The 21,644-nt window shown below is 73.3% G+C and carries 20 protein-coding genes and 1 tRNA gene; 9 read left to right on the top strand and 12 right to left on the bottom strand.

The window, feature by feature from the left end; translation table 11 throughout:
- Positions 1-119 precede the first annotated feature (119 nt).
- The 9 genes from EV372_RS13790 to EV372_RS13750 all read right to left on the bottom strand — a co-directional run bounded on the left by EV372_RS13790 (position 120) and on the right by EV372_RS13750 (position 10,760).
- Positions 120-4,868, bottom strand: coding sequence for an SbcC/MukB-like Walker B domain-containing protein (locus EV372_RS13790; protein ID WP_130396337.1), 4,749 nt, complete (start codon positions 4,866-4,868; stop codon positions 120-122).
- Positions 4,810-6,213: a TIGR02678 family protein gene (locus EV372_RS13785; RefSeq protein ID WP_130396336.1), complete on the bottom strand. Its 1,404-nt coding sequence runs from the start codon at positions 6,211-6,213 to the stop codon at positions 4,810-4,812. The genes EV372_RS13790 and EV372_RS13785 overlap by 59 nt, the downstream gene beginning before the upstream one ends.
- Positions 6,213-7,817, bottom strand: a complete 1,605-nt coding sequence (locus EV372_RS13780; protein WP_130396335.1) for a DUF2397 family protein — start codon at positions 7,815-7,817, stop codon at positions 6,213-6,215. Before EV372_RS13780 ends, EV372_RS13785 begins: the two co-directional genes overlap by 1 nt.
- Before the next feature lie 191 nt (positions 7,818-8,008).
- Positions 8,009-8,563: a hypothetical protein gene (locus tag EV372_RS13775; RefSeq protein WP_130396334.1), complete on the bottom strand. Its 555-nt coding sequence runs from the start codon at positions 8,561-8,563 to the stop codon at positions 8,009-8,011.
- A gap of 137 nt (positions 8,564-8,700) precedes the next feature.
- Complete coding sequence (locus EV372_RS13770) at positions 8,701-9,027, bottom strand: hypothetical protein (protein WP_130396333.1); 327 nt, start codon at positions 9,025-9,027, stop codon at positions 8,701-8,703.
- Positions 9,028-9,037: 10 nt separating this feature from the next.
- Positions 9,038-9,301 (bottom strand): hypothetical protein, encoded by a 264-nt coding sequence (locus EV372_RS13765; protein WP_130396332.1) that lies wholly within the window; start codon positions 9,299-9,301, stop codon positions 9,038-9,040.
- Between the two features lie 10 nt (positions 9,302-9,311).
- Complete coding sequence (locus EV372_RS13760) at positions 9,312-9,563, bottom strand: hypothetical protein (RefSeq protein WP_130396331.1); 252 nt, start codon at positions 9,561-9,563, stop codon at positions 9,312-9,314.
- A gap of 56 nt (positions 9,564-9,619) precedes the next feature.
- Positions 9,620-9,871 carry a hypothetical protein gene (locus EV372_RS13755; protein WP_130396330.1) on the bottom strand — a complete coding sequence of 84 codons (252 nt, stop codon included), beginning with the start codon at positions 9,869-9,871 and terminating at the stop codon, positions 9,620-9,622.
- Positions 9,872-10,678: 807 nt separating this feature from the next.
- Positions 10,679-10,760: transfer RNA gene (locus tag EV372_RS13750), tRNA-Tyr, on the bottom strand.
- Between the two features lie 233 nt (positions 10,761-10,993).
- On the opposite strand from EV372_RS13750, the gene EV372_RS13745 reads away from it, so the two are divergent.
- A complete protein-coding gene (locus tag EV372_RS13745) occupies positions 10,994-11,491 on the top strand; it encodes a YajQ family cyclic di-GMP-binding protein (RefSeq protein ID WP_013156079.1) in 498 nt (165 codons plus the stop codon).
- Positions 11,492-11,587: 96 nt separating this feature from the next.
- Here the strand turns inward: EV372_RS13745 and EV372_RS13740 are convergent, their stop codons facing one another.
- A complete protein-coding gene (locus EV372_RS13740) occupies positions 11,588-12,451 on the bottom strand; it encodes a M48 family metalloprotease (RefSeq protein WP_130396329.1) in 864 nt (287 codons plus the stop codon).
- 526 nt (positions 12,452-12,977) lie between these two features.
- On the opposite strand from EV372_RS13740, the gene EV372_RS13735 reads away from it, so the two are divergent.
- From EV372_RS13735 to EV372_RS13710, 6 genes are all read left to right on the top strand, one after another.
- On the top strand, positions 12,978-14,828 hold the full coding sequence (locus tag EV372_RS13735; RefSeq protein ID WP_130396328.1) for a 2-oxoacid:acceptor oxidoreductase subunit alpha: 1,851 nt from the start codon (positions 12,978-12,980) through the stop codon (positions 14,826-14,828).
- Complete coding sequence (locus EV372_RS13730) at positions 14,821-15,912, top strand: 2-oxoacid:ferredoxin oxidoreductase subunit beta (protein ID WP_130396327.1); 1,092 nt, start codon at positions 14,821-14,823, stop codon at positions 15,910-15,912. Before EV372_RS13735 ends, EV372_RS13730 begins: the two co-directional genes overlap by 8 nt.
- Positions 15,913-16,080: 168 nt before the next feature.
- Positions 16,081-16,749 carry an SDR family oxidoreductase gene (locus EV372_RS13725; RefSeq protein ID WP_130396326.1) on the top strand — a complete coding sequence of 223 codons (669 nt, stop codon included), beginning with the start codon at positions 16,081-16,083 and terminating at the stop codon, positions 16,747-16,749.
- Positions 16,750-16,903: 154 nt separating this feature from the next.
- Positions 16,904-17,419 (top strand): hypothetical protein, encoded by a 516-nt coding sequence (locus EV372_RS13720; RefSeq protein WP_130396325.1) that lies wholly within the window; start codon positions 16,904-16,906, stop codon positions 17,417-17,419.
- 302 nt (positions 17,420-17,721) lie between these two features.
- On the top strand, positions 17,722-17,934 hold the full coding sequence (locus tag EV372_RS13715) for a hypothetical protein (RefSeq protein ID WP_013156073.1): 213 nt from the start codon (positions 17,722-17,724) through the stop codon (positions 17,932-17,934).
- Positions 17,935-18,029: 95 nt separating this feature from the next.
- The gene (locus tag EV372_RS13710; protein ID WP_130396324.1) at positions 18,030-18,245 is read left to right on the top strand and encodes a hypothetical protein; all 216 of its coding nucleotides are present in this window, start codon (positions 18,030-18,032) and stop codon (positions 18,243-18,245) included.
- 104 nt (positions 18,246-18,349) lie between these two features.
- Here the strand turns inward: EV372_RS13710 and EV372_RS13705 are convergent, their stop codons facing one another.
- Positions 18,350-18,886 (bottom strand): GNAT family N-acetyltransferase, encoded by a 537-nt coding sequence (locus EV372_RS13705; RefSeq protein WP_130398915.1) that lies wholly within the window; start codon positions 18,884-18,886, stop codon positions 18,350-18,352.
- Positions 18,887-19,069: 183 nt separating this feature from the next.
- Here EV372_RS13705 and sigJ point away from each other — a divergent pair, with 183 nt between their 5' ends.
- On the top strand, positions 19,070-19,975 hold the full coding sequence (gene sigJ, locus EV372_RS13700; protein ID WP_130396323.1) for an RNA polymerase sigma factor SigJ: 906 nt from the start codon (positions 19,070-19,072) through the stop codon (positions 19,973-19,975).
- Between the two features lie 4 nt (positions 19,976-19,979).
- On the top strand, positions 19,980-21,125 hold the full coding sequence (locus EV372_RS13695) for an FAD-dependent oxidoreductase (RefSeq protein WP_130396322.1): 1,146 nt from the start codon (positions 19,980-19,982) through the stop codon (positions 21,123-21,125).
- Positions 21,126-21,272: 147 nt separating this feature from the next.
- On the opposite strand, the gene EV372_RS13690 is transcribed toward EV372_RS13695, so the two are convergent.
- Positions 21,273-21,641 carry a VOC family protein gene (locus tag EV372_RS13690; RefSeq protein ID WP_130396321.1) on the bottom strand — a complete coding sequence of 123 codons (369 nt, stop codon included), beginning with the start codon at positions 21,639-21,641 and terminating at the stop codon, positions 21,273-21,275.
- Positions 21,642-21,644 lie beyond the last annotated feature (3 nt).

Below are 21,644 nucleotides of genomic sequence, written 5' to 3'. Positions count from 1 at the left end.
CCCGTTCACGTGTCGTCTCCGCACAAGCAGACTAGGACAGGACGGGAGGAAGCACTCGCCGAACGCCGGTCTCCGTCGCGGGAGGGGCCGACTGGCCTCCTCCCCCGACGCGGCCCCCCTCACACCCCCACCAGGCGCCTCCTGCTCCCGTCCCACGTGAAGTGCAGGGTGGCGATCCCGGGCACGTTCGGGTCCCGCAGGCACTCGTAGATGTTGAGGCTGGGGACGCTGGCGAAGCAGCCCCACACCCGTTCCGAGGTCAGGACGAAGTCCAGGTCCAGTTCGACCAGCAGGCCCAGCAGGCGTCCGTGCGTGGGCTCGTCGACCTTGGCGAAGGCGTCGTCGAGCAGGATCAGCCTCGGCGCCCACGGCGCCCGGGCCGCCAGGGCGTCGAAGTGCGCGGCGGCGGCCGCGAACAGCACCAGGTAGGCCACCACGCGCTGCTCGCCCTGGCTGAGCGCCGTGCGGTGCCCCAGGCGCCGTTCGTCGCCCGCGCCGTCGGTCACGTACACGGTGAAGGTGAACCAGGACCGGTAGTCCAGGGCCGCGCGCAGCTGCGCGCCCCCCGTGGCGGTGGGGTCCAGGCGGCGGATGGCCTCGATGCAGCGCCGGAGCGCGTCGCGCAGCCGGGTCGTCTGCACGCGGGTCCGCTCATGGGCCGGGGTGGCCAGGAGCGGCACGACCGCCTCGATGTCCGCGCCCGCGTCGGGGGCGAGCCGCCAGTCCAGGCGCACGCCCAGACCGGCCGAGGTGGTGACGTCCTTGAGGACGTCGTTCATGGTGGCGATGAGGGCCCTGGCCTCCTCGACCTGACGCGCCAGGTGGCCGGCCAGCTCCCCGAGCAGGTGCCGCTCGAAGGCCTCCTCCTCCGCGATCGCGACGCTCTCCTCGGCCCCGGCGACCGCGGCGGCGATCCGTTCGGCGTAGGCGGTGACGTCGTGCGCGCCGTCCTCGTCGTGGACCGTGAGGCGCTTGACGCCCCGGGGTTCGCTCATCTCGGTGCGGACCTGCGTCCAGCCCGCCGAGGCGAGCACCCGGTCCAGGTCCTCGCGGCTGGCCAGGACCGTGCTGTCGTCGACCCGGGGTACGTCCGCCGCGTCGTCGCCCTCCGGGGCGGCCAGGCCCTCCTCCATCCCGATGACGAAGGCCTCCAGCAGGGCGAGGCGGGCGTCGGGCCCGGGGGGCGCGGTCTCGGCGCGTGCGGCCAGGTAGGCGGCCAGGGGCGCGTCGCCCTCGGCGCACGCGCCCAGTCCCGCGGCGCGCAGCAGCACGGCGTCGGGGGCCTCGGCTCCGGACTCGTCGGTCCAGGTGAGCGAGGAGACCAGGCCGTCCCCGGCCGCGAGCGCGCGGCTCACCTGCTCGGCGCGCTCGCGCGTGGCCGCGGCCAGGCGCGCCTCGGCGCTGACCCGTTCGTCCCGGGCGCGCTGGGCGTCGCGTTCGAGTTCGGGCAGCCGCTGGGCGGCCTCCTCGGCCCTGGCCCCGACCTGCTCGCGGGCGGCGTCGAGCTGTTCTTCGGCCACGCCCCGCGCCCGGTCGCCGAGCTCGATCTGGCGGCGGACGGTGATCATGTCGTCGATCGCCGCGGCGCGGGCGTCCTCGGCCAGCACCCGGTCGGCCCGGACGGCCCGCCAGGCGGCGACGTGGTGCTCGTGGTCGGCGAGCTCCCAGGCCAGGACGTCCAGGTCGCGCAGCGCGGAGGCGATGAGTACGCGCAGGTGGTCCAGGGCGCGCAGGGCGCTGTCCAGGTCGGCGCGCGCGGTGGGCAGGTCCTTCTCCCCCTCCGCGGGTCCGCCCTCCCCGGTGCCCTCCACCACGGAGGCGCGGCGCAGCCCCTCGCGGATGCCGAGCAGTTCGGCCCGGCAGTCCTCGGCCGCGTCGCGGGCCACGTCGTGGGCGCGGCGCGCGGCGGCCACGTCGTCCCGGGCGGTCTCCAGGACGGCCCAGGCTCGGATCAGGGGGGCGGCGTCGGGCAGGTCCCGGGAGACCTCCAGGAGTTCGGCGTAGGAGTGCTCGACGGCCCAACGGCGCTCGCCCGCCTCGGCGAGCAGGGCCTCGGCGATCGCCATGCGCCTGTCGGTGTTGGCGGTGGTGCGGTCGCGGGCCCGTTTGCGGGCGGCCTCGCCGATGTACTCGGGTTCGCTCTTGTAGTGGGCGCCGGAGGCCACGCCCAGGCGCCAGCCGCCGGACAGGGACATGGCGCTGGAGAGGGCGACGGCTCCGGGGCTGTCCTTGCGGTGGCGGGGCTCGGCCTCGGCGTCCTCGGGGTCGCGGACCCGCTCCGCCTCGGAGTCCAGGGCGATGGAGGAGAGCAGGGCGCGCAGGGTGTCGGGGGCGACGCCGCGGCCGGTGGCGGGGCCGGCGGCCGGGACGAGCACGTCGAGCAGCGTCCGGCCTCGGACGGGGCGCGACAGCGCGGGGACCGGCACCGGGGAGACCATGAGGTCGCGCGTGGTCGGGTCGTGCAGGGCGCCGTCGGCGCGGACCCAGCCCGCCAGCAGTCCGCTGGCCTCCAGGGCGGCCTCCAGACCGGCCTGTTCGCGCGTGCTGAGCCCGTCCGCGAAGTCGACGGCCAGGTAGAGCGGGACGCCGTCCCCCTCGGGGCGCGGGTAGGTGGCCCATCCGGGGCGCTCGGGGGCGTGCTCGGCGTTCTTGGTGCGCCGGTCCGCCAGTTCCGCGAGTTCGCCGGAGAGCTGGCCCTCCTCCCCGACGGCCACGTCCCGTCGTGCGCGCAGTTCCTCCAGGAGGGGGTCCACGGCGGCGTGCGCCAGGCGGGCCACCCTGCCGGGGACCGCGGGGTCCAGGACGCGCAGGGCGTCGTCGATGGGCAGTTCGACGCTGCCCTCCAGCTCGTGGATGGCCCCGCCCAGGGCGTGCGCGTGGCTGGAGTCGCGCAGCCGGGCGGACCAGGCGCGGACTCCCTCGGCGTAGGCGGCGCTCTGGCGCCGTACGAGGGCGATGGCGTCCTGCTCGCGCTGGTGGGCGCGTTCGAGCACGGCGTCGGCGGACTCGGCCTCGCTGGTCAGCGCGACGAGGCGGCGGTCGGCGGCGGCCTCTGCGGCGGTGAGCCCGGTCAGTCGGGCGGCCAGGTCGGCGCGGTCGGCGGCGCGGTCGGCGGCTCCGGTGAGGCGGTCGTGGAGGCGGCCCAGGCGTTCGCGCAGGGCGTCCAGGTCCACGCCCTCGACGGGTTCGCGCTCGACGGCCTGTTCCAGTCCCCGCAGGTCGACCCGGGTGGTGCTCTCGCGGGGGGCGTGGACGGTGGCGACCGGGTCGGGGACGGTGCCGAGGACGCCGGGGTCGATGCCCGCCGCGGAGGCGGCGCGCGCGGCCTCGGCGTGGGTCTGGCGCAGGACGTCGAGCGCTCGCTCGATCGTGGCGGTGTCCTCGCCGATGCGCTCGACGGTGTGGCGTTCGACCCGTTCGGCGTGCTCGGCGGCCACCCAGGCGGCCTCGGCCGCGCGGATGTAGGCGCCCACGGCGGCGTCGTAGGCGCGGCGCTCTCCGTCCGTGGCCGTGGCGGCGCCGCCCTGGGCGGCGGCGAGGGTCATGTCGTCGGACCGGGCGGTGTCGCGGGTGCGGCGGGCCTGGTCGCGTTCCTCGGAGACCTGGCTCTCCGCCGTGATGAGGTCGTCGAGTTCGGCGCGCAGCCGCTCGGTCTCCTCGGTGCGGTCCGCGGCGGCGTCGATCTGCTCGCGCACCTCGGCGGCCCGGGCACGCAGGGTGTGGACGAGGTAGCCCCGGTAGTCCTCCAGGAACGCGGTGACGCCCGCCCCGGCCTCGGTGAGGGCGTCCTTGTCGGAGCGGGCCCGCTCCAGGTCGGCGATGTTGCGGGCGACCTCGTCCAGGACGGTCTCGTCCATGGGCGGCAGCGCCTCGGACAGGACGCCGACGAGTTCCCCGGCCTCCAGGCGGTCGCCGATGGTGGGGCGGCGCAGCCGGTAGAGCAGGTGGATGAGGTTGCGGTAGCGGACGGAGTCGTCGATGCCGAACAGGTCGTGCATCACTCGGGCCCGGTAGGGGACGGGGCTGGTGAAGCAGTTGTCGGCGCCGATCTCCGAGCGGAGGCGGTCGACGGGCTTGGGGCGGCCGTCGGTGACGAGTTCGAGGTCGTGGCCGACCCGGCGGTCGGTGACGAAGAACACGCACCGGGGGTCGGAGTCGCCGACCGCCATGACGGCGGCGCCCAGGGTCAGGTGGCTGGGCGGGGCGTCGGGGTCGCGGGGCTCGGGTTCCGGCGCGTCGGACTCGGCGGCGGCGCTGGCCGCCGCGCTGGCGGCGAGGAGGGCGGAGGCGCTGCTCGCGCCGGTACCGGCGAGCAGCGCGGAGGCCCCCCGGTCGGTGCCGGAGCGGGCGGCGGCGTCGAGTCCGCGGTCGCCGCGCTCGGTGGTGAACTCCACCCACAGGTAGCCGAGCCGGGTGGCGGGGCCGGACTCCTCCTCCGCGGGGTCGCCGGAGGCGTCGGCGCCGTGCGGGGCGTCCGCGGGTTCGTCCTCCGCGCCGGGGCCGCCGAGCAGGTCGGGACCGTCCTCCTCCGCTCCGTGGAGGCGGCCGGGCCGCGTGTCCTCGGCCATGAGCCAGCGCAGGCTGGTGCGGTTGGTGCCCGTGGTGTCCAGGCGGCGCACGTCGCCGTCGAGCAGGAACGGGAGCAGCATCTCCAGCGCCTTGGACTTGCCCGCGCCGTTGCGGCCGCGCAGCAGCAGCCGTCCCTCGGCGAAGTCCAGGACGTGGTCGTCGTACTGCCAGACGTTGCGGATGCCCGCGCGTTCGAGCCGGTAGCGGGGGACGCCGCCGGAGGCGCCGGTACCGGCGGAATCAGCCGGACCCGTCGCCGCCGCCGCTTCCGGGGCCTGGCTGGTCTCCTGAGTCACCACTGGTCGCGCTCACCTTCTCGTTCGCCACCGCTTGCAGCACGGACGCCACCCGGCTCAGATCGCCGCGGGGGTCGGCGGGAGCGTCGGGGGCGTCGGGTTCACCCTCGTCTTCGCCGGGGGCACGCACCGGGTCGGGATGTGTCCGGCTGTCTTCGTCATTGTCCTGGATCGGGGGGACGCGGATGTCCGTTTCGGCCCCGTAGCGGGCGGCCGCGGCGGTGAGCCGCCACCGTCCGGGGGCGCCCCGCAGCAGTCCGAGGTCGGTCAGCAGGACCAGGACCCGCTCGCGGAGCCGTCCGGGGTCGGGGATCTCGGGTCCCGCCGTACGGGCCCACTCGGCCCGCGCGGGCGCGTCCGCGCCGCAGAGGGCCTCCAGCGCGGTGTTCATCTCCTCCTCCGGGACCGGGGCGGAGGTGGCGGGGCGGCCGGGGTGCAGGCGGCCGGAGAGGTGGCGGACCAGGGCCAGGGCGACCTGTCCGACGGGGTCGTCGGAGGGGAAGGCGGGGCGGGCGCCCGCCTCGTCGGGCATCACGAGGGCGACGCCCTCGGCGCGGACCTCGGTGTCGCAGCCCAGGAGGTTGCCGAGCGCCGCGGCGGCCCGCCACTGGTGCGCGGCGAGGCGGTCGCGCTGGCGGTCGGGGAGCTCCTCGCGGTAGACGACGGCGGTCTCGGCGAGGAGCCTGCGCAGGGCCGTCTCGCCCTGGTGGTCGCCGTCGGGGTCGGTGTCGCGTGCGGCGGCGAGGAAGGAGTCGGGGTCGTCGGAGGCGCGGGGCAGGTGGACGGCGACCGAGCGCAGGACCTGCGTGTGCGGGATCAGCTCCGCGTCGGCGGAGGGGTCCTCACGGTGGTCGGCGATGGTGCCGAAGTCCTCGGTGAGGGCGCCGAGCGAGACCAGGTGGAGCAGGGCGGCGCAGAAGGCGCGGCGCTCGGCGAGGCCGCGCTCGGGGTCGGCGTCGACCCCGGCCTCGTGCGCGGCGGAGCGGACCCGCGCGGCCAGGCCGCGGACGGTGGTGGGTCCCTGCTCCTCGACCAGGACGGCCAGGGACAGCGCCAGGTAGGTGTGCGTGCGCGGGGTGAAGGGGGCGCCGGTCCCGCGGGCGAGGGGGCGAGCGACCTCGGTGACGAGACCGCGTTTGACCAGCCGGGCGTGGTCCTCGGCGACGGTCAGGCGGTAGTCGAGCACGCGTTGGAACCGCTGGACGAGCCACTCGGTGTGGGAGCGCACGAGGGCGAACTCGGCGGGGTGGGTGCGCTCGGTGAGCAGGGGATGGGCCAGGAGGGCGCGGGCCGCGGCCTGGCGTTCGCCGATGAGCGCGGCGTCCTCGCTGTAGGTGTCCGTCTCCATCACTCCCACGATGGCTTCTCGGGCGGGTTCGCGGACAGGTCGTCCGGACCGGGGGCTCGCGGGTCCGGTCCAGGGAGGTTACCGGTGGGTTCGGTGTCCTCGGGGCGGGGTGCCGCGTCGGGGGCCGGGGAGGGTTCCGGGGTCGTGTAGGGGACCGGAATCCCCAGGATGTCCGCGTAGGAGGGGGCGGTGGGCGTCCCGGGGATCTCCGGGGCGGGCGGGGCGTCGGAGTGCGCGGAGTACGGCGGGACCGACGGGGGCTGGGGGAAGAGGGGTTCCGACGACGCGGCCGGGGACCGGGGGGTACGGGGTAGGGCCGGGGACGGTGGGGTCTTCGGGTCCTCGGAGGCGGCCGGGGCGAAGGGGTTGCGGGGGGCGGACGGCGCGGTCGGGGTGCCCGTGCTGGCCGAGCGTCCTGAGGTGGTCGGGAGCCGAGGGTCGAAAGGGGCCGCCGGGGTCTCGGGGTTCTTCGTGTCTGTCGGGGCGGAGGAAGCCGTCGGGGCCTCGGTGCCAGCAGGGGCTTGCGGGCCCGTCGAACGGTCCGAGGCGGCAGAGTACGGAGAATCGGCGGGGGCCAGCGGATCGCCTGAGGTCTGCGCACTCTCAGGTGTGACGGGGACCCGCGGGTCGAAGGAGGCTCCAGGGCCGTCGAGCACGGACGGGCCTGCCGGAGCCTCGGAGTCAGCGGGGGCCGTCGGAACGGAGGCAACCACCGATGCCTCGGGGTCAGCGGGGGCGTCCGGGCTTACGGAGGCGGCGGGGGCCAGCGGGTCCTCGGACGGCTCTTCGGCCGCCTCGGAGAGGTCCTCGTCAGTCCCGGGGGCGAGCGGATCCGCGTGGATCCGGGAAGCGGCGGAGGCCTCCTCCCCCTCCGGGGCCGCGCCCTCCCCCTCCGGGGCACCGGCCGCGAGGGGGTCCGCCCCGTCCTCCTCCGGCGCCTCCGGGAGCGGGTCGAGGTCACCGGGGCTGTGCTGCTCGTAGGGGGTCACCAGCAGGCGCAGCCCCTCCAGGGTCAGCTCCCCGCCCTCGCCCCGGATGGTGACGTCGGCGCCCGGCGCGGCGATGACGTGCAGGCGCAGCGCGAACTCCAGGTCCCCGGCGGAGGTGGGGCGCCTGCTGGCGTCGCCGGATCCCAGGGCCGCGGTGAGGAGCTCCATCAGGACCTCCATCCCGGCGCCGGACAGGTCCAGGCGGGCGCGGCGGCCCGTGGGCTCGGTCAGCAGGGAGCGGATCTGCGCGGCACCGGCACGGCGCCAGTGGGCGGAGGACTCGGCGGCGTCGCGCAGGCGCGCCTGCTGGGCGCGGTGGTCGCTCACCGGCTCGGGCGGTCGGGCGCCCGGGTGCTCGGTGACGGTGCTGCGGTCGGCGTCGGCCTGCCACCAGCTGGTGGTCGCGGCGACACCCTCGTCCACCCTCCCCTCCAGGTGCAGCGCCGGGTGGAGGGCGTACGAGGCGGCGGCGAGGGCGTCGGCGCGGTCCGGGTCGGACTCCTCGAACCAGGCGGCCAGGCGCAGCAGTGAGGCGCGGCCGTGCCGTGGCGTCGGCCGCCCGTCGGCGCCGCGTCCGTCGTCCGCGTGGTTGTCCGTCCACTGGTTGAGTCCCACAACTCAGCAGACTAGAGACCTCACGGGCGCGCCACGCCCGTTTCGGCCCCCTCCGGTCCCGGGAAGAGGGCCGCGTCACCCGTTTTGATCAGGAGTTATGTACTTTTGAGGAACTTTGGCATGATTCTGCGGAGGGAGGCGAAGCTCACCTCCGCTGAACGCGGCGGCGTGCCCCCGGCAGCCGGTCCGGATCACTCGGGCTCCGGCAGCGCCAGGGTTCCGCCGTCGACCTCCTCCAGCGTCCCGATCATCTCCTCGGACATCTCCTCGCCGTGGTCGGTGATCGTGTAGGTGGAGAAGTACATGGTGCCGTCGACGTCCACCGGGTCGCCCAGCTCGACCTCGACCTCGTAGGGGTCGTCCTGGCACCCCTCCTGCATGCACCAGGTCCCCTTGACCCCTCCCTCGCCGCGCGCGACCTCGTCCGCCCACGTGCCCCACTCCATGTCGGTGAAGGTGGTGAACTCCGTGGCCACGTACTCGGTGGGGGTCTGGTCGTCGAACCCGTTCTCGTTCCCGTACCGGTTGAGGACGAAGGCCCCGCTGCTCTGGTCGGCGTCCTCCTCCGGAGTGGGCTGCGTCTCCCGCGGGCTGGCCTGCTCCTGCGGCCCGGCGGTCTCCCCCCGCGGGCTCTGCTCCGTCTCCGGAGCAGTCGTGGCCTCGGGCGGGTCGGGCACGCTCAACTGCTCGCCGCAGCCGGTGGCGGCCAACAGCAGTACCGCTCCCGTCAGGACCGTGCGCCTCATCTGACGTCTCCCCCCACGTCGGTTCCCTCGGATGTCCTACCTGCGACAAGGCCCTCCGGCAGGCTGCCGGAGGGCCTCGACGAACCACTCGCGTCTTCCGTCACTGCGGGATCGGGGACCCCGCCACCCGGAGGTGGCTAGTACCCGTCGCCCCCGTCTCCACCCTCGTCCTTGTGACCCTCCGGGGCGCCACTGTCGTGGTCCTCGGAGCCGTCGTGCTGGACGTTGGTGGTGGCGGGACCGTTGATGCAGTCACCCGTCGTCTGTGGCGACAGGATGGGCACGGTCACGCCAGCCAGGCCGACGGACAGCTGGGCGTTGCAGATCTGGACCGGAACCAACTGGAGGTTCTGGTTGAACTGCTGGCCGCCGCCGTGCGAGCTGGCGAACACGGGTGAGGCGGCGAGCATTGCGCCCAGGGCGACACCGGCGATGGCGGTGGCCGCCGTGAACTTGCGCAGCATGCCGGGTCTCCTAGTCGATGTTGGTGCTGACCGGGCCGTTGGTGCAGTCGCCCGTGGTGTCCGGCGACAGGATCGGCGCGGTGACACCGGCGATGATGCCCACGGTCAGGTCCGTGTTGCAGAGCTGAACCGGAACCAGCTGGAGGTTCTGGTTGTACTGCTGGTCGCCGCCGTGCGAACCGTGCGCCGCACCCGCGGAGGCGGGCGTGGCGGCCAGGATGGCGCCCAGGGCGACACCGGCGATGGCGGTGGCGGTGGTGAGCTTGCGCAGCATGCCGGGTCTCCTAGTCGATGTTGGTGCTGACGGGGCCGTTGGTGCAGTCGCCGGTGGTGTCGGGCGACAGGATCGGGATGGTGACCGCGACCAGGCCGACGGTGGCGTCCGTGTTGCACAGCTGGACCGGGATGGCCTGCAGGTTCTGGTTGTACTGCTGGTCGCCGCCGTGCGAACCGCTGGCGGAGGCCGGGGAACCGGCGAGGACGACACCGAAAGCGGCACCAGCGACGAGGCCGGCAACTCCGAGCTTACGCAGCATTGAATTACCCTTCGAGAAAGTTTGAGATAGCGTTTCTTGCGGACGGATTGCCGGAACTAGCTGATGTTGGTGCCGACGGGGCCGTTGGTGCAGTCGCCCGTGGTCTGCGGCGACAGGACCGGCACGGTCACGGCGACCAGGCCGACGCTGGCCTGCAGGTTGCAGGACTGGATCGGAACCAGCTGGAGGTTCTGGTTGAACTGCTGGTCACCACCGTGCGAACCACCGGCGTGAGCCGGGGCTCCCATGAGGAGCGCGCCCATCGCGGCACCGGCGACCAGGCCAGCAACGGCCATCTTCTTGAACATGACTTCCCCCGAGAATCGGTTACGAGGTATTGACAGAAAAAGACTCAGGCGCTTGTTGCACCTGTGTCGCGGTGGACTGGGGCAATCATCATCCGGCCCCCAGTTTTTGTCAACGCCGAAACTCGCGAAGCATTTTGTCCAGATTGTCTCGACCATTCTTTTCGTACTGACCGCGAATGGCCACATTGGCTTTCTTTCCGCTCGACCCACCCAAAGGGCCGACGCCGGACCAAGACGGATCCAGACCGGCGAAGCGGACACACCATCCGCTATCCGCGCAGCTGGGACGGGTTCCGCGTGCCAGCCCTCCGAGGACAACGACGAAACCGCAGGTCAACCCTCATCCGAGCACGAGGCCCGCCCTCGACGCCCCCGAAGGAAGCGCGGACATCCGCGTTATCCGCCCGTGTCCCGACCGCGATGAATCCGCGACCGGCCGAATCCGGAAAGCGGCGCCGCGCTGGGTCCGGAACGCCCTCCGACCCACCGGAGGAGTGGGGGAATGTGACCTGCGTCTCCCCCACTGTGGGGCGACACACCCGTGCCGGGGCGGAGGTGCGCCGGGGCCGCCGCGCGGGGACCCCAGGCGGTCGCGACAGGCCCGGGACGGGCGCGGACGGCCCGAGGCGGGCGCGGACGGCCCGGGGCGAGCCTGGGCGGCCCGAGGCGGGCGCGGATCGCGCGAACGCCCGGGAGGGCGGGCTGAGAGCGTTCCGGGACTGTCCCGGAGACAGCCGTGGACGACCGGGAACGCGAAACGCCCCGGTGACCAGTGTTCGTGCTGGTCACCGGGGCGTTTCCCCAGTGTGGCAGGTCAAGGATTCGAACCTTGGAAGGCTAAGCCGACGGATTTACAGTCCGCTCCCATTGGCCGCTCGGGCAACCTGCCTGGGCTGCGGCGACGTGTTCGTCGCGGCGCATCACCGAGAATAGCGGATGATCCGCCCGAACCTGAAATCGGTTGTTCGGGCGCGCCCCGACCGGGCGCGTCGGGCGCCCGACCAGCGCGCGGCTAAGCTCTGAGGACCGTCCGCGCGGGATCCGGCGCGGACCGACGAGTAACCCACGCGGGCGTCCACGGGCGCCCGCGACCCATGAAGACCTAGCGGGGTGTGAGCGAACGTGGCCGCCGAATCCAGTTTCGACGTCGTGTCCAAACTCGACCGTCAGGAGGTCGACAACGCGCTGAACCAGACCGCCAAGGAGCTGGCCCAGCGGTTCGACTTCAAGGGCACCGGGACCACCATCGCCTGGCAGGGCGAGGACGGGATCGAGGTCAGGGGCAACTCCGAGGAGCGGGTCAACGCCGCCCTGGACGTCTTCAAGGAGAAGCTGGTCAAGCGCAAGCTCTCCCTGAAGATCCTGGACCCCGCCGACGAGCCCCGGCTCTCGGGCAAGGAGTACCGCCTTCCCGTCGGCCTCAAGGAGGGCATCACCTCCGAGGACGCCAAGAAGATCTCCAAGCTGATCCGCGACGAGGGCCCCAAGGGCGTCAAGGCCCAGATCCAGGGCGACGAGCTGCGCGTCAGCTCGAAGAAGAAGGACGACCTCCAGAACGTCCAGAACCTCATCAAGGAGAAGGACTTCGACCTGGCGCTCCAGTTCGTCAACTACCGCTAGCGGTGGCGGACCGGCAGGCGTAGCCGACGGCGAGGAACACGACGGCCGCCCGTCCCCGAGGGGGAGGGCGGCCGTCGCCGTCCCGCCGGCACCGCCTCAGTGGCCCAGGTCCCAGCTGCGCCGCAGCTCCCGCAGACGCCGGACGCGCTCCGCCGTCGGCGGGTGCGCGGCGAACAGGCGGCCCACGCCGCTCGGGAACGGGTTGGTGGTCATCAGGTGCGCCGAGGCCAGCAGGCTTCGCTCCCGGGGCAGCGGGTACCGGAGCGCGCCCACCTCCAGCTTGCGCAGGGCGTCGGCCAGCGCCAGCGGGTCGCCGGTCAGCCGCGCGGCCTGCTCGTCGGCCCGGAACTCACGCTGTCTCCCCACTCCGCAGTAGACGACCATGGCCGCGAGCGGCGCCAGCAGGACCGTCATCAGGCCGCCCAGCAGGGTGGGCATGTCGCTCTCCTCGGAGTCCCCCAGCGGGACGAGGAGGGCGATGGCGGTCGTCGCCGTGATCACGGCGGTCAGGGTGGTGGCCACCGAGCTGATCAGCGTGTCGTTGGCCCGGATGTGCGCCAGCTCGTGGGCGATCACGCCGCGCAGCTCGCGCTCGTCCAGTGTCCGCAGCAGCCCCGTGGTGCAGCACAGGGAGGCGCGGCGCGGGCTGCTGCCGGTGGCGAAGGCGTTGGGCGAGCGCACCGGCGACAGGTAGAGCCGGGGCATCGGCTGCCGGGCGGCCGTGGCCAGCTCGCGGACGATCCGGTACAGCTCGGGGCGCTCGATCTCGCTCACCGGCCGCGCGCGCATCGCGCGCAGCGCCAGGGACTCCCCGAAGAGGTAGACCAGGACCCCGGCGCACAGCACCAGGGCCACGGAGAACTGGGCGCCCTTCTCCGCTCCGCACAGCCAGCCGACCAGGACGACGAGCACAGCGGCGCCGACGAACAGACCGGCCGCGCGGGCCACGCTGACGTACACGCCACCACCTCCTCGCTCAGCCGACGATGAATGCGTACATGGTGGCAAACGTGCGGGTCGCCGCTCCGCGTTCCCATTACGGGACCAACGTCCGAGGCATCACTGATCTCCCTCTCATCTGCCGCCTCCCTCGCACCACCCGCACCTTCGTCCACAGCCACACCCCTCCGGATCCCCTCCGTGTGAGAATGGCCACCCGCGCGCGGTCCCGGCACACCCGACGACTTATAGTGCGAACGTGGCCCTCATCACTGCGCGTACCAGGCCGTCGGGACTCCAGCCCCTCGGTCCGGTGCGCGGGCGGCCGTGTCGTTGAAGGCTGGCCCCTTCACGACCCGGCCGTCGCGGCGCGGCCGCACCGCGCGAGACCGGGTTGGCGCACCCGGCGCTCGCGAGGGCCGCGAACGCTGTCCCCACGTCCCCGAACCAGGCACCCGGCCCGCGACGGTGCGGTCCGGTCGGGGGCGACACCCGAGCGCCGCCGCCCGTCACGACCGGCGGCTCACCAAGGAGGTCGTCGATCTCAGTGGCCAAACAGATCGAACAGCTCGACCGCGTCATCATCCGCTTCGCCGGGGACTCCGGCGACGGCATGCAGCTGACCGGTGACCGCTTCACGCAGGAGACGGCGTCGTTCGGCAACGACCTGTCCACCCTGCCGAACTTCCCCGCGGAGATCCGCGCTCCCGCCGGAACCCTGCCCGGGGTGTCCAGCTTCCAGCTGCACTTCGCCGACCACGACATCATGACCCCGGGGGACGCCCCGGACGTGCTGGTGGCGATGAACCCCGCGGCCCTCAAGGCCAACCTGGGCGACCTGCCCCGGGGCGCCACCGTGATCGTCAACACCGACGAGTTCACCAAGCGCAGCCTGGCCAAGGTCGGGTACACGGCCGACCCGCTGACGGACGGGACGCTGGACGCGTTCAAGGTGAGCGCGGTGCCGCTGACGTCCATGACGGTGGAGGCGCTCTCCGGCGCCGACATCTCCAAGAAGGACGCGCAGCGGGCCAAGAACATGTTCGCCCTGGGCCTGCTGTCGTGGATGTACAACCGGCCGACGGAGGGGACGACCTCGTTCCTGAAGTCGAAGTTCGCCGCCAAGCCGGACATCCTGGCCGCGAACCTGACCGCGTTCCAGGCGGGGTGGAACTTCGGCGAGACCACCGAGGACTTCGCGGTCTCCTACGAGATCAAGCCCGCGCGGCTCCCGGCGGGGACCTACCGCAACATCACCGGCAACCTGGCCACCGCCTACGGGCTGATCGCCGGTTCCGAGCGGTCGGGGCTGCCCCTGTTCCTGGGCTCGTACCCGATCACCCCGGCGTCGGACATCCTGCACGAGCTGTCCCGGCACAAGCGGTTCGGTGTGCGCACGTTCCAGGCCGAGGACGAGATCTCCGGTGTGGGCGCCGCCCTGGGCGCGGCCTTCGGCGGCTCCCTGGGCGTGACCACCACCTCGGGTCCGGGCATGGTGCTCAAGCAGGAGACGGTGGGGCTGGCGGTGATGACCGAGCTGCCGCTGGTCATCGTGGACGTGCAGCGGGCCGGTCCGAGCACCGGCATGCCCACCAAGACCGAGCAGACCGACCTGCTCATGGCCCTGTACGGGCGCAACGGCGAGTCGCCGGTGCCCGTGGTGGCGCCCGCCTCCCCCGCGGACTGCTTCGACGCCGCGCTGGAGGCCGTGCGGATCGCGGTGCGCTACCGCACGCCGGTGGTGGTGCTCTCCGACGGGTACCTGGCCAACGGTTCGGAGCCGTGGCGGTTGCCGGAGGTCTCGGAGCTGCCGCGGATCGACCCGGCCTTCGCGACCGGGCCCAACGGACCGGACGGGACCTTCCTGCCCTACCTGCGCGACGAGGAGACGCTGGCCCGCCCGTGGGCGGTGCCGGGCACGGCGGGGCTGGAGCACCGGATCGGCGGTATCGAGAAGCACGCGCAGAGCGGCGACATCTCGTACACGCCCGCCAACCACGACCTGATGGTCCGCACGCGCCAGGCCAAGATCGACGCGATCGCCCGCGACGTCCCCGAGTTGGCGGTGGACGACCCCGGCGGGGAGGCGGACGTGCTGGTCCTCGGCTGGGGCGGCACGTACGGGTCGATCACCGCGGCGGTGCGCCGCGTGCGCCGCGCGGGCGGCCGGGTGGCGCAGGCGCACCTGCGCCACCTCAACCCGTTCCCTGCCAACCTCGGCACGGTCCTCCACCGGTACGAGCGGGTGGTGGTCCCCGAGATCAACCTGGGCCAGCTGTCCCTGCTGCTGCGCGGCAGGTACCTGGTCGACGTCATCGGCTACAACAAGGTCCGCGGCCTGCCCTTCAAGGCCGAGGAGCTCGCGGGCGTGCTTCAGGAGGTCATCGACCGTGACTGAGAACGTGACGGGTCCCGGCGCGAACGGCCACGTCCACGGGGTCCCGGAGGCCCTGGGCGGGCTGCGCCTGGTGCCCAGGACCGACACCGCGTACAAGATGAAGGACTTCAAGTCCGACCAGGAGGTGCGCTGGTGCCCGGGCTGCGGCGACTACGCGATCCTGGCCGCCTTCCAGTCCTTCCTGCCCGAGCTGGGCGTACCGCGCGAGAACGTCGTGATGGTGTCGGGCATCGGCTGCTCCTCGCGCTTCCCGTACTACCTGAGCACGTACGGCATGCACTCGATCCACGGGCGCGCCCCGGCGATCGCGACCGGGCTGGCCACCAGCCGCCCGGACCTGTCGGTGTGGGTGGTGACCGGTGACGGCGACGGGCTGTCCATCGGCGGCAACCACCTCGTCCACGCGCTGCGCCGCAACGTCAACATCAACATCCTGCTGTTCAACAACCGGATCTACGGGCTGACCAAGGGCCAGTACTCCCCCACCTCCGAGCCGGGCAAGATCACCAAGTCCTCGCCGGTGGGGTCGCTGGACCACCCGTTCAACCCGCTGTCGCTGGCGCTGGGCGCGGAGGCCACGTTCGTGGCCCGCACGATCGACTCCGACCGCAAGCACCTCACGTCGGTGCTGCGGGCGGCGGCCGACCACCCCGGCGCGTCGTTCGTGGAGATCTACCAGAACTGCCCGATCTTCAACGACGACGCGTTCGAGCCGCTGAAGGACCCTGCGGCGCGGGACGTCCGGCTGCTGCGCCTGGAGCACGGCGAGCCGCTGCGGCTGGGCCCGGACCGGGGCGTGGTCGCCGGGGAGTTCGGCGGCCTGGAGGTCGTGGACGTGGACTCGGTGGGAGAGGACCGGCTGCTGCGGCACGACGCGCACCGGGAGGACCCGGGGTACGCGTTCGCGCTGTCGCGCCTGGACCAGCCCGCGTTCGAGCACGTGCCGATCGGGGTGCTGCGGGACGTGCGCCGCCCGGCCTACGACGAGCTGGTGAACGAGCAGGTGGCCGACGCGCGCGCCGAGCGCGGCGCCGGCGAGCTGGCCGCCCTGCTGGCCAGCGGGGACACCTGGAGAGTGGAGTAGGGCCGTGTCCGGGCCCCGCCGGGGTGCGGGGCCCGGGCCCGTCGGGGTCCGTGCGGCACGGGCCCCGCGCCGCTGGCGGGGGCCCGGACGCGCCGGGCGGCCGTGTGTGACACGGCGGACAGGCGCACCACCCCGCCGACCGCGCCAGGAGGGCATACGCTCTCCCCCATGCGTATCGTCATCGCCGGAGGACACGGGAAGATCGCGCTGCGGCTGGCCAGGCAGCTGGCCGACCGAGGTGACGAGCCCGTCGCCCTCATCCGCAACCCGGACCACACCCAGGACGTCGTCGACGCCGGTGCCGAACCGGTCGTGATCGACCTGGAGAAGGCCACCGTCACCGAGCTGACGGAGAAACTCATGAACGCGGACGCCGTCGTGTTCGCCGCGGGCGCGGGCCCGGGCAGCGGCGCCGCCCGCAAGGCGACCGTCGACCACAAGGCCGCCGTGCTGACCGCCGACGCGGCCTCCCTGGCGGGCACGCGCCGCCTGGTCCAGGTGTCGGCCATCGGCGTGGACGAACCCGTGCCGGAGGGCACCGACGAGACGTGGGCGGCGTACGTGGAGGCCAAGCGCGCCGCCGACGCCGACCTGCGCGAGCGCGACCTGGAGCTGGACTGGACGATCCTGCGCCCGGGCCGGCTGACCGACGACCCGGGCACCGGCAGGGTGGAGCTGGGAGGGGAGGTCGAGCGCGACGCGGTGACCCGTGACGACGTGGCCTCGGTGATCGTCGCCCTTCTGGACGAACCGGGAACGGTCGGCAGGGTTCTCAACCTGGTGAACGGGGAGACACCCGTCGCCGAGGCCGTCCGCGCCGCTGCCGCCCCCTCCTGAGGGGGTGCCCGCGGCTCTCTGTGGCCAGATGTGCCTCCAGGGGGCATGATGGTTGCGGAGCCCGGCGGAGCCCCGCCACGGTGGACGCGGATGACCGGGTGTCAGCCCGACGAGTACGGCAAGCTCCACGCAGAGCAGATGGGTACGGTTATTCATGAGCGTCACGCAGGTCGTGAGGGACAGCACGGTCGTCGAGCACGCCAAGGTCGCCGCGCAGCAGAAGCGCCGGATGTTCATCATCCAGCTGGAGGTGAACGCCTACGACGAGGCCTCCAGCAAGCTGCGCCCCGGGCTGACGCGCATCCTGGAGGGGATCGAGGAGGCCGGGTGGCGGCTGGACCTGATCACCCCGGGCGACGAGGGTGACAAGCCCGCCCGTCTGTTCATCTTCCGTCCGGACCCCGACAGCAAGAAGGACGACGCCGCCAAGGCCGAACAGCAGCACCACCAGGAGCCCTCGGGCCAGCAGCACGCCTACCCGCACCCGCCGACGGGCGCGCAGCCGCAGGACCCGTACGCGGGGTACGGCCAGCAGCCCGGATACGGGCAGCAGCAGTACCCGGGATACGACCAGCAGCAGTACCCCGGGTACGGGCAGCAGCCGGGCTACGGCCAGCAGCCCGGGTACGGGCAGCAGTATCCGGGATACGGGCAGCAGCAGGGCTGGTAGCCCCGCGGTCGAGCGAAGGGCCCGCACGGTCAGACCGTGCGGGCCTTTTTCGTGCGCCTGATATCGGACAAATCCGGGTTCCGATGTATTCGACGGTCATCGCCGATGACCCTGCTTTCGGCTGGATAAAACCTTCACCCGACGAAGCGACGATATGTCCGGCATGCCTACCCCGAAGCCGAAGAAACTCCAGGGAAACTCTGGATTCTTCCCTGAAAGTACTCCAAGCACGTCCGTGACTACGCTAAGTTAATTCCGGCGGATGCAGCCACCCTGTTTTGAACTTCCGAAAGGTAAGAAGAATGTCCCGTATTGCCAAGGTTTCCGGATTCGTCCTCGCCACCGGCCTCGCGTTCGGTGCCTTCACCGGGACCGCTGCCGCCGACAACAACGCCGACGTGCAGAACGTGACCATCCCGATCTGCCTGGACGTCCTCGCGGCCTCCGGCGTCAGCGGCAGCGACTGCAACGTCATCGACTGGGAGTCCACGAAGGGCATCTCCGTCAACGACTAGGACCGGCCCGCCCTCGCACCCGGCTCGGTCACAGCGGGATCCACGGGTCCCGTCAGCACCAACGATCACACCACGAACCGAAAAGGACCAACACCATGAAGCGCTTCGCCTCCGTCTCCGGCCTCATCCTCGCCACCGGCCTCGCCCTGGGCGCCATGTCCGGCACCGCCGCCGCCGACAACAACGCCAACATCCAGAACGTCACCGTGCCGATCTGCGCCAACGTGCTGGCCTTCACCGGCTTCGAGCTGGGCGGCGACTGCAACGTGGCCTCCGGCACCAGCACGAGCGGCATCTCCGTCGAGGACTAAGCCGTCGACACGACGAACCTCTTGCGCACGACCTTCTGTGGGGGTGGACGCGGGGCACGGCGCACGCCGCGCCCCGCGTTCTGTGCCTGTGGCGGACAGGGCGCTCAGGACGCGCAGGGCCGCGGGTCGACGCCCTCCACCGGGTCGGTGGCCAGCCGGGCGTGCGCGCCCGTGTCGAAGCGCTCCGCGCCGTAGCGCAGCTTGCGCCGTTCGATCCCCTCCGGCCGGAACCCCGACCGGCGCGCCACCAGGCACGATGCCGGGTTGTTCAACCGGTGCCCCAGCTCCAGCCGGAACAGGCCCGCCTCGGCGAAGGCGTACTCGCTCACCAGCAGCGTCGCGGCCGTGGCCACGCCCCGGCCCCGCGCCTCGGCCAGGGTCCAGTAGGAGACCCAGCCGGTGTCGTGGGCTCTGCTGGTCACGTCGACCTGGACGTGTCCCAGCACCGGCCCGCCGTCCTCGACGACCGCGAAACCGAAGGCCGTGCCCTCCTCCGCCCGGACGCGCTGACGGTCGATCCACGCGGCGGCCAGTTCCGGGGTGTCGGGGACCTCGGGCGACTGCCAGGCCAGCTCCGGCTCGGCGAAGGCCTCCAGCACCCGGTCGGCGTCCCCCGGCTCCCACCCGCGCAGTCGGTACACAGCGGCTGCCTCCTCCTCGTCCGCGCTCTGACCGCGCCACGCTACAGCCACTCCTCCCCCCTTCGGGGAGGATGGGCCGGCGGATCTCCCCGCGCGGGCCCCGCCGCCCCGTCCGCCGGCCGGGAGGACCGGTTGCGCGCCCGGGGATGTCACGTACGGCCGGAGCTGGTACGTCTGCCTGTCATGACCACCGATGTCTTCGAAGAGCACCGCTCCCTGCTGACCGGTGTCGCCTACCGCATCCTCGGCAGCGCCTCCGACGCGGAGGACGCCGTCCAGGAGGCCTGGCTGCGCTGGTCCTCCGTCGATCCGGCCGCGGTGGAGGACCCGCGCGCCTACCTGGTCACCGTCACCTCCCGGCTGGCCATCGACCGGTTGCGCAGCGTCCGGTCCCGGCGGGAGTCCTACGTGGGCGACTGGCTGCCCGAGCCGGTCAGCGACGTCCCCGGCGGGGCCGAGCACGCCGAACTCGCGGACTCGGTGGAGTTCGCGCTGCTGGTGGTCCTGGAGACCCTCAGTCCGCTGGAACGCGCCGTCTTCGTGCTGCGCGAGGCCTTCCAGATGCCCTACGCCGAGATCGGCGCGGTGATCAGCCGGGAGGAGGCCGCCACCCGCCAGCTCGCCCGGCGGGCGCGCGAGCACGTACGCGACAGGCGCCCCCGGTTCGAGGCCGACCGGGCCGTGCGGCGGCGGATCACCGAGCGCTTCCTGGGAGCCTGCCTGGAGGGCGACCTGAAGGGGCTGACCGGCCTGCTGGCCGACGACGTCACGCTGGTCAGCGACAGCGGCGGCCGGACCAGGGCGCCCCACCGGATCCTGGAGGGCGCGGCGAGGGTCGGCCGGTTCCTGTCCGTGCTGGCGCGGCCGCGCAACGCGGAGCGCTTCCTCGTCTCCGCGGGCCTGGACGGCGCGCAGGAGCCGCGGTCGGCGGTCACCGAGGTCAACGGCGGACCGGCGGCGGTCGTCTCCGTCGGGGACAGGGTGGTCGCGCTGCTGTCCCTGGACATCACCGAGGACCGTGTGCGGCACGTGTACCTCGTGGTCAATCCCGACAAGATGTCACGTCTGCGGGCGCCCGAACCGTCCTAGGGGCATGGACATCACCGTTGTGGGCGGTGGGCTCGCCGGACTGACCGCGGCCATCGCCAGCGCCGAGAGGGGCGCGAACGTCACCCTGCTGGAGGCGCACCGGACCCTGGGCGGGCGTGCGCGCTCCACCGAACCGCCGTACACGGCCAACGAGGGGCCGCACGTGCTGTACGGCGACGGCCCGCTGTTCGCCTGGCTGGCCGAGCGCGACCTGCTCCCGCCCCACCTGCCCTTCCCCGCGCGCGCCGTGCCCCGGGTGCGCGTGCGCGACCGGGGGCGTGTGGGAGCGCCGCCGGTCGCCCTGCTCCGGGCCGCCGCGCGGCGGCGGCTGCGCGCTCCGCACGACCGGGACTTCGGTTCGTGGGCGCGGGAGGCGCTCGGTGCGGAGCCCGCGCGCGTGGCCGCGAACATGATGGGCGTGGCGCTGTTCGACTCCGACCCGTCGCGGTTGTCGGCCGCGTTCGTCTGGGAGCGGTTCCTGCGGGTCGCCAATCCCGGCTGGCCCTCACCGAAGTACCTGGTCGGCGGCTGGTCCTCGCTGGTGGAGCGGTTGGCCGGACGGGCCCGGGAGATGGGGGTGCGCGTGGGGACCGGCGAGCGGGTGGACGCGCTCCCGGGTACCCCGGCCATCGTCGCGACGTCGCTGGCCTCGGCCCGCGCGCTGCTCGGCGACGACTCGCTGGAGTGGGAGAGCGGGCACGCCCTCATGGTGGACCTGGGGCTGCGGCGCGGCCGGGACCCCTTCATCGTCTTCGACGCCGACGAGTGCGGCTTCCTGGAGCGCTACTCGCTGGTGGACCGCACGCTCGCCCCCGGGGGCGAGGAGCTGGTCCAGGCGCAGCTGCCGGTGCGGCCGGGTGAGTCCCGGGCGGGGGTCGCCGAGCGGCTGGAGCGGTTCCTGGACCTGTCCCTGCCGGGGTGGCGGGAGCGGGTGACGTGGCGGCGCGACCAGGTGGCGCGCGGGCGCACGGGCGCGCTGGACCTGCCGGGCCGCACGTGGCGGGACCGCCCGGCCGTGGACCGGGGCGACGGCGTCTACCTGGCGGGTGACGCGGTGGCGGCGCCCGGTCTCCTGGGCGAGGTGTCGCTCAACAGCGCGGTCGCGGCGGCGGAGGCGGCCACGGGCAGGCGCGCCGTCGGTGCCCGCTAGGAAGCCTCGGGACGGCCGGGACGGCGGAGGCCCGTGGAGGCCTCCGCCGTTCCCGCCGCCCGGGCCCCGGTGGTGTGCTCGGGCGGGCGGCGCGAACCGGTCCGCGGCCGCCCGCGCGATGGCGTGGCGTGCTCCAGGCCGGACCGGTCAGGCGGGCGCGTGCGCGACGGCCTCGACGTTGTTGCCGTCCGGGTCGCGGACGAACGCGCCGTAGTAGTGCTCGTGGTACTCCGGCCAGACCTTCGGCTCGTGGAGCACCTCCGCGCCCGCCGCGACGGCCGCGGCGAAGAAGGCGTCCACCGCCGCCCGGTCGGGCGCGGTGAAGGCGAAGTGCGACTCGCGGGCCCCACCGGGCGCGGACGCGGGTCCGATCCAGAAGTCGGGGTCGGAGATGCCGTAGCCGACGTTCTCGCCGTAGTCGAGGATGCGGCGGGCGCCCAGCGGGGCGAGGACCGCGTCGTAGAAGGCGGCGCTGGCCGCGGGGTCACTGACCTGGATTCCGAGGTGGTCCAACATGGG

Source organism: Nocardiopsis sp. CNZ308, assembly GCF_004217075.1.
Note: the sequence above shows the minus strand (reverse complement) of the source record. Positions and strands in the feature narration are given on the sequence as shown.